Annotated in this window: 14 protein-coding genes; 11 read left to right on the plus strand and 3 right to left on the minus strand. The window is 72.3% G+C overall.

The genetic code is table 11. From position 1 onward, the window contains the following. The first annotated feature begins 38 nt into the window (after positions 1–38). On the plus strand, positions 39–1,196 hold the full coding sequence (locus tag AC0693_RS27320; protein WP_478803141.1) for a D-alanine--D-alanine ligase family protein: 1,158 nt from the start codon (positions 39–41) through the stop codon (positions 1,194–1,196). Positions 1,197–1,274: 78 nt separating this feature from the next. On the opposite strand, the gene AC0693_RS27325 is transcribed toward AC0693_RS27320, so the two are convergent. Next, the gene (locus AC0693_RS27325) at positions 1,275–1,775 is read right to left on the minus strand and encodes a DUF3515 family protein (protein WP_356407991.1); all 501 of its coding nucleotides are present in this window, start codon (positions 1,773–1,775) and stop codon (positions 1,275–1,277) included. A gap of 23 nt (positions 1,776–1,798) precedes the next feature. Beyond that, on the minus strand, positions 1,799–2,032 hold the full coding sequence (locus AC0693_RS27330) for an Lrp/AsnC ligand binding domain-containing protein (RefSeq protein ID WP_351040055.1): 234 nt from the start codon (positions 2,030–2,032) through the stop codon (positions 1,799–1,801). 236 nt (positions 2,033–2,268) lie between these two features. Between AC0693_RS27330 and AC0693_RS27335 the strand changes: the two genes are divergently transcribed. Next, positions 2,269–3,249: a thiamine-phosphate kinase gene (locus tag AC0693_RS27335; protein WP_356407989.1), complete on the plus strand. Its 981-nt coding sequence runs from the start codon at positions 2,269–2,271 to the stop codon at positions 3,247–3,249. Then, the gene (thiD, locus tag AC0693_RS27340; protein WP_469332600.1) at positions 3,246–4,049 is read left to right on the plus strand and encodes a bifunctional hydroxymethylpyrimidine kinase/phosphomethylpyrimidine kinase; all 804 of its coding nucleotides are present in this window, start codon (positions 3,246–3,248) and stop codon (positions 4,047–4,049) included. Before AC0693_RS27335 ends, thiD begins: the two co-directional genes overlap by 4 nt. Before the next feature lie 131 nt (positions 4,050–4,180). Here the strand turns inward: thiD and rpmB are convergent, their stop codons facing one another. Further along, on the minus strand, positions 4,181–4,366 hold the full coding sequence (gene rpmB, locus AC0693_RS27345; RefSeq protein WP_073911113.1) for a 50S ribosomal protein L28: 186 nt from the start codon (positions 4,364–4,366) through the stop codon (positions 4,181–4,183). A gap of 256 nt (positions 4,367–4,622) precedes the next feature. Here rpmB and AC0693_RS27350 point away from each other — a divergent pair, with 256 nt between their 5' ends. From AC0693_RS27350 to rnc, 8 genes are all read left to right on the plus strand, one after another. Then, positions 4,623–6,320, plus strand: coding sequence for a DAK2 domain-containing protein (locus AC0693_RS27350; RefSeq protein ID WP_478803142.1), 1,698 nt, complete (start codon positions 4,623–4,625; stop codon positions 6,318–6,320). Positions 6,321–6,417: 97 nt separating this feature from the next. Continuing rightward, the gene (recG, locus tag AC0693_RS27355) at positions 6,418–8,631 is read left to right on the plus strand and encodes an ATP-dependent DNA helicase RecG (RefSeq protein ID WP_356407981.1); all 2,214 of its coding nucleotides are present in this window, start codon (positions 6,418–6,420) and stop codon (positions 8,629–8,631) included. A 53-nt stretch (positions 8,632–8,684) separates the two neighbouring features. Beyond that, positions 8,685–9,263, plus strand: a complete 579-nt coding sequence (rsmD, locus tag AC0693_RS27360; protein ID WP_468464235.1) for a 16S rRNA (guanine(966)-N(2))-methyltransferase RsmD — start codon at positions 8,685–8,687, stop codon at positions 9,261–9,263. A gap of 29 nt (positions 9,264–9,292) precedes the next feature. Continuing rightward, positions 9,293–9,772 carry a pantetheine-phosphate adenylyltransferase gene (coaD, locus tag AC0693_RS27365; RefSeq protein WP_356408024.1) on the plus strand — a complete coding sequence of 160 codons (480 nt, stop codon included), beginning with the start codon at positions 9,293–9,295 and terminating at the stop codon, positions 9,770–9,772. A 95-nt stretch (positions 9,773–9,867) separates the two neighbouring features. Continuing rightward, positions 9,868–10,947, plus strand: a complete 1,080-nt coding sequence (locus AC0693_RS27370; protein WP_478737250.1) for a cell division initiation protein — start codon at positions 9,868–9,870, stop codon at positions 10,945–10,947. A gap of 143 nt (positions 10,948–11,090) precedes the next feature. Beyond that, entirely contained in the window at positions 11,091–11,738 is a 648-nt protein-coding gene (locus AC0693_RS27375; protein WP_356408018.1) for a YceD family protein, read from the plus strand. Positions 11,739–11,740: 2 nt separating this feature from the next. Beyond that, the gene (rpmF, locus tag AC0693_RS27380) at positions 11,741–11,914 is read left to right on the plus strand and encodes a 50S ribosomal protein L32 (RefSeq protein WP_003965982.1); all 174 of its coding nucleotides are present in this window, start codon (positions 11,741–11,743) and stop codon (positions 11,912–11,914) included. Between the two features lie 19 nt (positions 11,915–11,933). Continuing rightward, on the plus strand, positions 11,934–12,773 hold the full coding sequence (gene rnc / locus AC0693_RS27385) for a ribonuclease III (RefSeq protein ID WP_356407975.1): 840 nt from the start codon (positions 11,934–11,936) through the stop codon (positions 12,771–12,773). Positions 12,774–12,898: the final 125 nt, after the last annotated feature.

Raw genomic sequence — 12,898 nt, forward strand, 5'->3', positions numbered from 1 at the left:
TCCGTTCCGGTACGCGGACCGGGTACTCTCGGACCGATATGAGCAGCCAGAACTCCCCCCAGAGCCCTGACCAGCAGGGTCGCAAGCCGCGAGTGGCCGTCGTGTTCGGCGGCCGCAGCTCCGAACACGCCATCTCGGTCGTCACTGCGGGCGCGGTTCTGCGCTCCATCGACCGGTCCAAGTACGAGGTGCTGCCCATCGGCATCACCACGGACGGCCGGTGGGCCCTGACGGCCGACGAACCCGAGCGGATGGCCATCTCCGACCGCAGGCTCCCCAGCGTCGAGGAACTGGCCGACTCCGCCGAGGGCACCGTGGTGCTCCCGGTCGACCCGGCCAGCCGCGAGGTCGTCTACACCGAACCCGGCGCCGTGCCCAAGGCGCTGGGCGAGGTCGACGTCGTCTTCCCCGTCCTGCACGGCCCCTACGGCGAGGACGGCACCCTCCAGGGCCTCCTCGAACTGTCCGGCATCCCGTACGTCGGCTCGGGCGTCCTCGCCTCGGCCGTCGGCCAGGACAAGGACTACATGAAGCGGGTGTTCACCTCCTTCGGGCTGCCGGTCGGCCCGTACCTGACCATCCGCCCCCGCGAGTGGGAGCGCGACGAGAGCGCCGCCCGCGCCAAGGTCCTCGGCTTCGCCGCCGAGCACGGCTGGCCGCTGTTCGTCAAGCCCGCCCGCGCCGGCTCCTCGATCGGGATCACCAAGGTCGACGACCCCTCCGGACTCGACGAAGCCCTCAAGGAAGCCCAGCGGCACGACCCGAAGGTCATCGTGGAGGCGCTGCTGCGCGGCCGCGAGATCGAGTGCGGCGTGCTGGAGTTCGAGGACGGGCCGCGCGCGAGCGTGCCCGCCGAGATCCCGCCGGTCTCCAGCCACGACTTCTACGACTTCGAGGCCAAGTACATCGACTCCGCCTCCGGTCTGGTCCCCGCCCCGCTGACCCCGGAGCAGACCGCCGAGGTCCAGCGGCTCGCGGTCGAGGCCTTCGAGGCCGCGTCCTGCGAGGGACTGGTGCGCGCCGACTTCTTCCTCACCGAGGACGGCACCTTCGTCATCAACGAGATCAACACGATGCCGGGGTTCACCCCCATCTCCATGTACCCGCGCATGTGGCAGGAGAGCGGCGTCGCCTACCCGGAGCTGGTGGACCGCCTGATCCAGGCGGCCCTGCGCCGCTCCACCGGGCTGCGCTAGCCGGACCGCACGTACGAGGGACCGCCCGCCGGGTCATGATCCGGCGGGCGGTTCTCGGTAGAAGGCTCAGTAAAAGGCTCAGTAGGAGGCGATGCCCTCGGGCACCGACTTCTTGACGGCGGCCGACAGCGGCACCAGGAAACCGGTGTCCTTGGCGTGCGCCTTGTCCACCGTGACCTCGGTGTACGCGAGCCGCAGCCCGGTGGTGAAGCGGAAGCCGCCGCCCTCCAGCGGCTCCAGGAGCCACGGGACACCGTTCACCTCGACGCCGTCCTGCCGGGAATCCGACATCGCGGGGGGCTTGGGGATACCGCACCGCAGTACGATCGCCGAGCCGCCCCACGCGGCGGTCAGGTCGGACGGCGGTTCGGTGGCGGACCGTTCAAGACCGGCCACCGTGTCCGGAAGCTCCTTGTGCAGCGTGGCACAGAGCCCCGCGACATCGGCGGGCGGCGCGGGCGGGGGGACCACCCGGGCCCCGGCGGTACCCGGGGAGCAGCCCGCGAGGACTGCCACGGCGAGTACGGCCATCGGGGCGGGCAGGGCCAGCAGACGGACGGGCCGGCGGTGGAGGGACATCACCGGCCAAGAGTAGACGGGGGCTACAGATGGACGACCGGGCAGGTCAAGGTGCGGGTGATGCCCTCCACCTGCTGGACCTTGGCGACCACCATGCGGCCGAGTTCGTCCACGGTGTCGGCCTGGGCGCGCACGATCACGTCGTACGGGCCCGTCACGTCCTCGGCCTGGATCACCCCCTGGATCCGGCCGATCGACTCGGCCACCACCGATGCCTTGCCCACCTCGGTCTGGATGAGGATGTACGCCTGTACCACGGAACCTCCAGAGCGGCCGCGAGGATCATTTCCCCTAATCTTCGGGTGGGAAGTCCCGGTCCCGGGGAGAAAGGGACGCCACGGTACCGCGTCGCCGAGCGTCACGGGGAGACCCGCGGGCCCGGTGCCACGCGCAGCGGGGCGTACGGGGAGCAGAAGTTGACGTATCTGTTGACGGTACCCAGTGCTGAGACGGCTCGCGACCGCAAGCGGACTGGGCCAGAAGGAGCACAGCGATGAAGGGCACTGTCGGCGAGCTGGGGGAGTTCGGGCTCATCAAGGAGCTGACCTCACGGCTGACCACCACCCCGGCGGTCCGGCTCGGGCCCGGTGACGACGCGGCGGTCGTGTCCGCGCCCGACCGGCGGGTCGTGGCCAGCACGGACATCCTGCTGGAGGGACGGCACTTCCGGCGCGACTGGTCCACCGCCTACGACGTCGGACGCAAGGCCGCGGCACAGAACCTGGCCGACATCGCCGCCATGGGCGCGGTGCCCACCGCGCTGCTGCTCGGCCTCGTCGTCCCGGCCGAACTGCCGGTCACCTGGCCCACCGAGCTGATGGACGGGCTGCGCGACGAGTGCCAGGTCGCCGGCGCGGCCGTGGTCGGCGGGGACGTCGTGCGCGGGGACACCATCACGGTGGCCATCACCGCCCTCGGCGACCTGCGCAACCACGACCCCGTGCTGCGCTCCGGCGCCCGGCCCGGCGACGTGGTCGCCGTCACCGGCTGGCTCGGCTGGTCCGCGGCCGGTTTCGCGGTGCTCTCCCGGGGGTTCCGCTCCCCGCGGGCCTTCGTCGAGGCCCACCGGCGCCCCGAACCGCCCTACCACGCGGGCCCCGCGGCCGCCGGCCTCGGCGCCACCGCCATGACCGACGTCAGCGACGGCCTGGTCGCCGACCTCGGACACATCGCCGAGGCCAGCAAGGTCCGCATCGACCTGCGCTCGGCGGCCGTCGACATCCCGACCCAGATGCACGACATCGGGCAGGCCGTCGGCGTGGACCCGCTCCAGTGGGTGCTGACCGGGGGAGAGGACCACGCCATCGTGGCGACCTTCCCGCCCGACGTGAAGCTCCCGGCCCGCTGGAAGGTCATCGGGGAGGTGCTCAACCGGTCCGCGCTGCCCCAGGTGACCGTGGACGGCGCGCCCTGGACCAGCACCGGCGGCTGGGACCACTTCGGCGCCGACCCGGCGCAGGAACCCCCGCGATGAGCGGCGCCCCGCCCCTGTGCCTGACCGTCGCCGGATCGGACTCCGGCGGCGGGGCGGGCATCCAGGCCGACCTGAAGGCCATGCTGGCGCTGGGGGTGCACGGGATGAGCGTGGTCACCGCCGTGACCGCCCAGAACTCCCTCGGGGTGCGCGGGGTGTGGGAGCTGCCCGCCGAGGCCGTCACCGCCCAGTACCGGGCCGTCGTGGACGACATCGGGGTCGGCGCGGTCAAGACCGGCATGCTCTCCTCCGCCGTCCTGGTGGAGACCGTGGCCGCGCTGCTGGCGGACACCGCCGCCCCGGCCGTGGTCGATCCCGTCGGGGTCTCCAAGCACGGGGACGCGCTGCTCGCCGCGTCCGCGCTGGCGGCCGTACGGACCGAGCTGCTGCCCCGGGCCACCGTGGCCACCCCGAACCTCGACGAGGTGGCCCGGCTCACCGGCGTACGGGTGGAGGACGAGGACGGCATGCGCCGGGCCGCCGACGAGGTCCTCGGCCTCGGGCCGCGCTGGGCCCTGATCAAGGGCGGCCACCTCCCGGCCGGCCACGAGGCCGTGGACCTGCTGAGCGACGGCTCCACCGAGCTGTGGCTGCGCGCCCCGCGCCACGGCAACCGGCACACGCACGGCACCGGCTGCACCCTGGCGAGCGCCATCGCGGCCGGCCTCGCGCACGGCCTCGACGTCCCGGCGGCCGTCACCGCGGCCAAGGAGTACGTCACGGGCGCGATCACGGCCGGCTTCGCCCTCGGCGCCGGCATCGGCCCGGTGGACCACGCCTGGCGGTGGCGGTCCCGCTGACGGCGCACGGCCGCCCCGGAATCACTCCGGGGCGGCCGTGGATGCGTCAGGGCAAGGCAAAAGGCCGGTCCACCGAGGTGGACCGGCCTTTTTGGCAACCGGAAAGGGCTGCGCTACGACGACGGAAGGCGTCAGCGCGAGACCTTGCCGGCCTTGATGCACGAGGTGCAGGCGTTGAGGCGCTTCGGCGTCCCATTGACCACGGCACGGACGCGCTGGATGTTCGGGTTCCAGCGACGCGAGGTGCGGCGGTGCGAGTGGGAGATGCTGTTGCCGAAGCTCGGCCCCTTGGCGCAAACGTCGCAGTTGGCAGCCACAGGTCACTCCAAAGACTTCAGATGCACTTACAGTGAAACCGGCGCACCGGAATCAGAGAGTCCGAAGTGGTTTGCCGGGGGAAATGGCCCGACTCTCATCGGGCAACCGGAGCAGCATACAACGACTGCGTCGGTCCAAGAAAACTACCATGGCGACCGCGGGCACCGCCCCGGCCGCATCCCGGGCGCACCCCGGACCGGGGCCGTCCTTGGTTACCCTGCGGTGAACCCTCGTCCGCCCAAGGAGGAACACCCGGTGCCGCACGAGCCGCACAGCCTGGACGCCGCCGCGGTGCGCACCTGGAGCTCCCTGGCCCTGACCGCACTGGGCCGGGCCCGCGAGGACATCGACGCGATCAACGTCTACCCGGTCGCCGACGCCGACACCGGGACCAACCTCTACCTGACCGCGCAGTCCGCCGCCCGGGCCCTCGAAGAGGCCTTCGGGAACGCGGGGGATGTGAGCGAGGGCACAGCCGACGGCGCGCAGGACCCCGCTCCGGACGCCGACCGCTCCCGGGACCCTGCCGACGATCCCGCAGGCTCGCTGGCCGTCGCCGTACGGGCCTACGCCCACGGAGCCCTCATAGGCGCCCGGGGCAACTCCGGGACGATCCTCGCGCAGCTGCTGCGCGGGGTGGCCGACGTACTCGGAGGGGAACCGCGGGCGAGTGCCTCCGGGGCGCTGCTGGCCGGGGCGCTCACGCGGGCCGCGGAATCGGCGTACCGGGCCGTCGCGCACCCCGTCGAGGGCACCATGCTCACCGTCGCCGCGACCGCGGCACGGGCCGCCGAGGCCGCCGCCGAAGCCGCCGCGAGCAGCTGCGACGTCGCCCGGGCCGCCTACGACGGCGCCCGCGCGGCCCTCGCCGAGACCCCCGGGCAGCTGGCCGCGCTGGGCCGGGCCGGGGTCGTGGACGCGGGGGGCTGCGGCGTGGTCGCCGTGCTCGGGGCGCTGTGGCAGGCCCTGTCGGGCCAGGAGGCGGACCCGGAGCCGGCGCGCGGGCCGGCCGTGGCGACGGCGCAGCCCTGCGCCGAGGAACCGGACGGCCCCGGGTACGAGGTGATCTACCTGCTCGACGCCCCCGACGCGGCCGTCGACGTCCTGCGCGCCACGCTCGACGGGCTCGGGGACTCGCTGGTGATCGTCGGCGGCGGGGGCCTGTGGAACGTCCACGTCCACGTCGAGGACCCCGGCGCCGCCGTGGAAGCCGGAGTGGTCGCCGGCCGGCCCCACCGGATCCGCATCACCCACTTCGGCGACGAACGGCGCCGCGCCCGCGGCCCGCGCGCCCAGCGCGCGGTGGTCGCCGTCGTCCAGGGCGAGGGACTGGCCGTGCTCTGCGAGGAGGCGGGCGCGACCACCGTCCGCCGCCTGCCGGGCGAGCCGCCCGCCGCCGCCGAGATCGCCGCCGCCGTGCGGCGCGCGCACGCCCGCGAGGTGATCCTGCTGCCCGGCGGCGCCGAACAGCGCGCGGCCGCCGCGACCGCCGCCGAACAGGCCCGCGCCGACGGCGTACGGGTCGCCGTCATCCCCACCCGCTCGGCCGTCCAGGGCCTCGCCGCCCTGGCCGTGCACGACCCGGACACCGGCTTCGACGAGGACGTGGTCGCCATGACCGCCGCCGCCGGCGCCACCCGCCACGGCGAACTCGCCATCGCCGAACGGCAGTCCTTCACCTCGGCCGGCATCTGCCAGGCCGGGGACGTCCTCGGGCTCATCGACGGGGACGTCGCGGTCATCGGGTCCGCGCTCGCGGAGACCGCCGAGGCAGTCCTGGAGCGGATGCTGGGCTCCGGCGGCGAACTGGTCACCCTGGTCCTCGGGCCGGAGGTGCCGGACGCGCTCGCCGCCCGGCTGGAGGCGTACGTCCAGCACGGGCACCTGGCCGTCGACACCCTCACCTACCGGGGCGGGCGGTACTCCGCGCCGCTGCTCATCGGCGTCGAGTAGAGCGCCGAGCAGGACGTCGGACAGAGCGCCGGACCGGCCGCCGGGCAGGGCGGCGGGCGGCGGCCCGCCGGGGTCGCGTGCCCCCGTTGTCACAGGGATGGTGTGCAATGAACGGGTGCCCGCGCTCGACGAAGACCTCAAGAAGACCCTCGGCCCCGCCACCGCCAAGGTGCTGGCCGAGCAGCTCGGCCTGCACACGGCCCTGGACCTGCTGCACCACTACCCGCGCCGGTACGCCGAGCGCGGCGAACTGACCTCGCTGGCGGAGCTCGCCGACCAGATCGACGAGCACGTCACCGTCGTCGCCCAGGTCGCCGACGCCCGCGTCCTCACCTTCAACGGCGGGCGCGGCAAGCGGCTGGAGGTGACCATCACCGACGGCAGCGGCCGGCTCCAGCTCGTCTTCTTCGGCGCGGGCGTCCACAAACCGCACAAGGACCTGCTCCCCGGCAGCCGCGCGATGTTCGCGGGCAAGGTCTCGATGTTCAACCGCAAGCTCCAGCTCGCCCACCCCGCCTACGAACCCCTGGGCGTCGACGCCACCACTGCCGAGGCGGTGGACGCCTTCGCCCAGCAGCTGATCCCGATCTACCCGGCCTGCAAGCAGCTGGAGTCCTGGAAGATCACCAAGGCCGTCGACGCGGTCCTGCCCAGCGCCCGCGAGGCCGTGGACCCGCTGCCGCCCGCGCTCCGCGACGGCCGCGGGATGCTCCCGCTCACCGAAGCCCTCCTCAAGATCCACCGGCCGCGCACCAAGGCCGACGTCGAGGACGCACGCCGACGGCTCAAGTGGGACGAGGCCTTCGTCCTCCAGGTCGCCCTGGCCCGCCGCCGGCACGCGGACACCCTGCTCCCCGCCGTCCCCCGCCGCCCCGCTCCCGACGGCCTGCTGGACGCCTTCGACGCCAAGCTCCCCTTCACCCTCACCGACGGCCAGGTCGCGGTCTCCCGCGAGATCTTCGACGACCTGGCCACCGACCACCCCATGCACCGCCTCCTCCAGGGCGAGGTCGGATCCGGCAAGACGATGGTCGCGCTGCGGGCCATGCTCGCCGTCGTCGACAGCGGCGGTCAGGCCGCGATGCTCGCGCCCACCGAGGTGCTCGCCCAGCAGCACCACCGCTCGATCACCGAGATGATGGGCGACCTCGCCGAGGCCGGCCTGCTCGGCGGATCCGACCGGGGGACCAAGGTGGTGCTGCTCACCGGCTCCATGGGGACGGCCGCGCGCCGCCAGGCGCTCCTCGACCTGGTCACCGGCGAGGCCGGGATCGTCATCGGCACCCACGCCCTGATCGAGGACAAGGTCAAGTTCCACGACCTCGGGCTGGTCGTGGTCGACGAACAGCACCGCTTCGGCGTGGAGCAGCGCGACGCCCTGCGCTCCAAGGGCAAGCAGCCCCCGCACCTGCTCGTGATGACCGCGACCCCCATCCCGCGCACGGTCGCGATGACCGTCTTCGGCGACCTGGAGACCTCCGTCCTGGACCAGCTCCCCGCCGGGCGCTCGCCGATCGCCACCCACGTGGTGCCCGCGAAGGACAAGCCGCACTTCCTGGCCCGGGCCTGGGAACGGGTCCGAGAGGAAGTGGACAAGGGCCACCAGGCGTACGTGGTGTGCCCGCGGATCGGCGACGGCGAGGACGACCCGAAGGCCGCCAAGAAGAAGGCCGCGGCCGAGGAGGACGGCGAGCGGCGTCCGCCGCTGGCCGTGCTGGAGATCGCCGCGCAACTGGCCGCGGGCCCGCTCGCCGGGGTGTCCGTCGAGGTGCTGCACGGCCGGATGGACCCCGCCGACAAGGACGACGTGATGCGGCGCTTCGCGGCGGGCGAGGTGAAGGTGCTGGTCGCCACCACGGTCATCGAGGTGGGGGTCAACGTACCCAACTCCACGGTCATGGTGATCATGGACGCCGACCGGTTCGGGGTGTCCCAGCTCCACCAGCTGCGCGGGCGCGTGGGCCGCGGCACCGCCCCCGGGCTGTGCCTGCTGGTCAGCGAGATGCACGAGGCCAGCCCGGCCCGGGCCCGGCTGGCCGCCGTCGCCGCCACCCTCGACGGCTTCGAGCTGTCCCGGATCGACCTCGAACAGCGCCGCGAGGGCGACGTCCTCGGCCAGGCCCAGTCGGGCGTGCGCTCCTCGCTGCGGATGCTGTCCGTCATCGAGGACGAGGAGGTCATCGCGCAGGCCCGCGAGGAGGCCGCCCGGGTCGTCGCCGAGGACCCCGAGCTGATCGGGCTGCCCGGTCTGCTGACCGCGCTCGACGCGCTGCTCGACACCGAGCGCGAGCAGTACCTGGAGAAGGGCTGACCAGGAGGTCCTATCGTGGAGCCGCGAGCATTCCCTGAGCGAAGGACCTCCACATGACCCGCGTGATCGCCGGCAGTGCCGGTGGGCGGCGCCTCGTCGTGCCGCCCGGCACCGGCACCCGGCCGACCTCCGACCGGATGCGCGAAGGCCTCTTCTCCACCTGGGAGTCGCTGCACGGAGTCGAAGGAGCCCGGGTCCTGGACCTGTACGGCGGCTCCGGCGCGGTCGGCCTGGAGGCGCTCTCCCGCGGCGCCGCCCACGCCCTGCTCGTGGAGGCCGACGCGAAGGCCGCGAAGGCGATCCGCGACAACATCGCCGCCCTGGGCCTCGCGGGCGCTGAATTCAGGGCGGGCAAAGCGGAACAGATCGTGGCGATCCGGGCGGCGGGGGACCCGTACGACATCGTTTTCCTCGACCCGCCCTACGACGTCGCGCACGACGATCTTGCGGAGATCCTGCTCACACTCCGGTCGAATGCCTGGCTCACCGGCGATGCGCTCGTCACCGTGGAGCGCAGCACCAGAAGCGGTGCGTTCCCCTGGCCCGACGGTTTCGCGCCGCTCCGCTCCCGGCGGTACGGCGAAGGCACCCTTTGGTACGGTCGCGCCGCCTTCACCAGCGAAGAGTCATGATGCCCGCACCGGAGAGCGAGGGACTTCAGTTGCGCCGCGCCGTCTGTCCGGGGTCGTTCGACCCCATCACCAACGGACACCTCGACATCATCGGCAGGGCCGCCCGGCTCTACGACGTCGTGCATGTCGCCGTGATGATCAACCAGTCGAAGAAGGGCCTGTTCTCCGTCGAGGAGCGGATCGAGCTGATCCGCGAGGCCACCGCCGACTACGGGAACGTCGTGGTCGAGTCCTTCCACGGGCTGCTCGTCGACTTCTGCAAGCAGCGGGACATCCCCGCCATCGTCAAGGGTCTGCGCGCGGTCAGCGACTTCGACTACGAGTTGCAGATGGCCCAGATGAACATCGGGCTGACCGGGGTCGAGACGCTCTTCGTCCCGACGAACCCGACCTACAGCTTCCTCTCCTCCTCCCTGGTCAAGGAGGTGGCGACCTGGGGCGGCGACGTGTCCCACCTGCTGCCCCCCTTCGTCCACACCGCGCTGATGGAACGGCTGCGCGGCAACTGACGCCGCCCGACGCGCTGTCGGGGGGCCGCCCGGGGGCCGTACAGTCGTCCCGTCCGTCTCAGGAACCGCCTGAGGCCGAGAGAGTGCGAGCCACCGTGGACGTGCAGAAGAAGCTCGACGAGATCGTCGCGTCGGTCGGCGGAGCCCGGTCCATGCCCATGTCCGCCTCGTGCGTGATCAACCGCGCCGAGCTGCTCGCCCAGCTCGAAGAGGTGCGCCAGGCGCTGCCCGGTTCCCTGGCGCAGGCGCGGGAGCTGATCGGCGGGCGCGAGCAGATGGTCGAGGAGGCCCGCCGCGAGGCGGACCGGATCATCGAGTCCGCGCACGCCCAGCGCGGTTCGCTGGTCTCCGACACCGAGATCGCGCGGCGCTCGCAGGGCGAGGCCGACCGGATCCTGGCGGAGGCCCGCCGGGAGGCCGAGGAGATCCGCGCCGAGGCCGACGACTACGTCGACAGCAAGCTCGCGAACTTCGAGGTGGTCCTCTCCAAGACCATCGGATCCGTGGACCGCGGCCGCGAGAAGCTGCTGGGGCGCGGGCCGGGACTGGACGAGCACGGGTTCACGGACCCGGAGGCCCCGGAGCGCAGCCAAGACCCCGAGACCCAGCGGCGCCAGGCCGACGCCTACGTCGACACGAAGCTCGCCACCTTCGAGGCGGTGCTGTCCAAGACCCTGGAGGCGGTGGGCCGCGGCCGCCAGAAGCTGCTCGGCCGCACGCCGACGGACGACCTGGGCGCGCACATGGCGGCCCAGGACGCGGCGGGCGAGCAGTCCCGGACGACGAGCGACGCCGACTTCCTGGCGGGGCTCGCGGAACCGGTGGCGGCCATGGCTCCGCAGCAGCGGTCCCAGGCGCCGCAGGAGCCCGTCTACGAGGCCTACTCCTACCAGCAGCCCGCGCAGGCGGCACAGCAGCCGGACGGCTACGGCTACCAGGACCCCTACGGTTACCAGCAGGCCCCGCAGCAGCCCGATCCGTACGCCGCGTACCAGGGGCAGCAGCAGCCGGACCCCTACGCCGGCGACGGGCAGCCGTACCAGCAGCAGGCGTACCAGCAGCAGCAGCCGCAGACGCAGCAGCAGCCCGGGCAGCAGGCCCTCGACGAGACCAGTTTCTTCGACACGAGCATGATCAATCTGGACCAGCTGCGCCAGTACGAACAGGGCCGCTGAGCGGCTCCTGCGGAGCGCCCCGCCCCGGATTGGGCGCAGAGCGAAGCGGCGGGTATCCTGGCTCTTCGGTCGCGCGTATGCGACGCGATCCTTGCTGCCCGCAGCGGCATACAGCTGAGCGATCTCTGAAAGTTGGACCAGCCCTGAACACCCACCTCGACCACCGCAACCCCCTCGTGTTCGACACGCACGAGCTGGGTCGGCGTCCTGGTGCGTTGCTTCGGCTGACCCGCGAGGTCGCGGCGCCCGGGGACTTCGGTCTCGCGGACGTCATCGAAGTGCCGGAAGGCGCTCCGGTGAAGCTGAGGCTCCGGCTGGAGTCGGTCATGGAAGGGGTGCTTGTCACAGGCACCGCCCGTGCACTGGCCGCCGGGGAATGCGTAAGGTGTCTGGAGGCCGTCGAGCGCGAGCTCAAGGCGGACTTCCAGGAGATGTTCTCGTACCCTGACGCCGACGACCGGGGCCGTGTGAAAGCGGAGCCGGGCGACGACGTTGAGAATGACGAGGACACGCTCTTCATCGAGGACGGCTTGTTCGACCTCGAACCAGTGCTGCGTGACGCGGTGGTGCTCGCACTGCCGCTGCAGCCGGTGTGCCGGGAGGACTGTCTCGGACTGTGTCCCGAATGCGGGATCAGTCTGAACGACGACCCGGACCACCACCATGACGCCACCGACATCCGTTGGGCGGCATTGCAGGGACTCGTCGTGACCGATCAGGACGACGAGAAGGACAACATGAGCGGCGCCGCATCTGACGTCCAGCGCGCCGCCGAGAAGCAGGAGAAGTAGCCGTGGCTGTTCCGAAGCGGAAGATGTCGCGCAGCAACACGCGCCACCGCCGGTCGCAGTGGAAGGCTGCGGTCCCCACCCTGGTTTCGTGCGAGCGTTGCCAGGAGCCGAAGCTCCAGCACATTGCGTGCCCGAGCTGCGGCACCTACAACAAGCGCCAGGTCCTCGAGGTCTGAGCGGCTGGTGAGAGGCGCAATGTCTGAGCTTGCCGGCGGCTCAACGCAGGCAGACACGAACAAAGCGGCCTCGTCCCACACGCTTCTGGAAGGGCGGCTCGGGTACCACCTCGAGTCCGCCCTTCTGGTGCGTGCACTGACCCACCGTTCGTACGCGTACGAGAACGGCGGTCTGCCCACCAACGAGCGGCTGGAGTTCCTCGGGGACTCCGTGCTCGGCCTGGTGGTCACGGACACGCTCTATCGGACCCACCCGGACCTGCCGGAAGGCCAACTGGCCAAACTGCGGGCCGCTGTGGTCAATTCGCGTGCGCTGGCGGAGGTCGGGCGCGGGCTCGAACTCGGCCTCTTCATCCGGCTCGGCCGGGGCGAAGAAGGCACGGGCGGCCGGGACAAGGCCTCCATCCTCGCCGACACCCTTGAAGCGGTGATCGGCGCGGTCTATCTCGACCAGGGTCTCGACGCGGCCGCGGAGCTGGTTCACCGGCTCTTCGATCCGCTGATCGAGAAGTCATCGAGCCTCGGCGCAGGCCTGGACTGGAAGACCAGTCTCCAGGAACTGACCGCGGCCGAGGGGCTCGGCGTACCCGAGTACCTGGTCAGCGAGACGGGACCGGACCACGAAAAGACCTTCACCGCTGCTGCTCGCGTCGGTGGTGTCTCGTACGGCACCGGCACCGGCCGCAGCAAGAAGGAAGCGGAACAGCAGGCTGCGGAGTCCGCGTGGCGCGGCATTCGCGCCGCCGCGGACGAGCGGATCGCGGCGGAAGCCGCTCCCGCCGCCGCACCGGCTGTCGCCGAGGCTCCGGCCGAGGACGGCGGGGCGCCGACGCCCGCCGGCCCGACGCCGACGGTCTGAGCTTCCTTCGGGAGTTTCCCCGCCCGCCCCTGCTCCGGCAGGGGCGGGCGGACCCGTTTCCGGGCGACGGCTCCGGGGGCCTGCCGCCCCGGGGCTCCGCCGCGGTGGCGCGGGGCCCGGCGGTA

The organism is Streptomyces sp. NPDC043876 (assembly GCF_056435825.1).

Excerpts from the sequence above, each read along its gene's own strand:
- AC0693_RS27325 (WP_356407991.1), bottom strand. The coding sequence starts at position 1,775 with ATGTCCCTCCACCGCCGGCCCGTCCGTCTGCTGGCCCTGCCCGCCCCG.
- AC0693_RS27335 (WP_356407989.1), top strand. The coding sequence starts at position 2,269 with ATGAAGGGCACTGTCGGCGAGCTGGGGGAGTTCGGGCTCATCAAGGAG.
- rsmD (WP_468464235.1), top strand. The coding sequence starts at position 8,685 with ATGACCCGCGTGATCGCCGGCAGTGCCGGTGGGCGGCGCCTCGTCGTG.
- AC0693_RS27320 (WP_478803141.1), top strand. The coding sequence starts at position 39 with ATGAGCAGCCAGAACTCCCCCCAGAGCCCTGACCAGCAGGGTCGCAAG.
- rnc (WP_356407975.1), top strand. The coding sequence starts at position 11,934 with ATGTCTGAGCTTGCCGGCGGCTCAACGCAGGCAGACACGAACAAAGCG.
- recG (WP_356407981.1), top strand. The coding sequence starts at position 6,418 with ATGGTGTGCAATGAACGGGTGCCCGCGCTCGACGAAGACCTCAAGAAG.
- thiD (WP_469332600.1), top strand. The coding sequence starts at position 3,246 with ATGAGCGGCGCCCCGCCCCTGTGCCTGACCGTCGCCGGATCGGACTCC.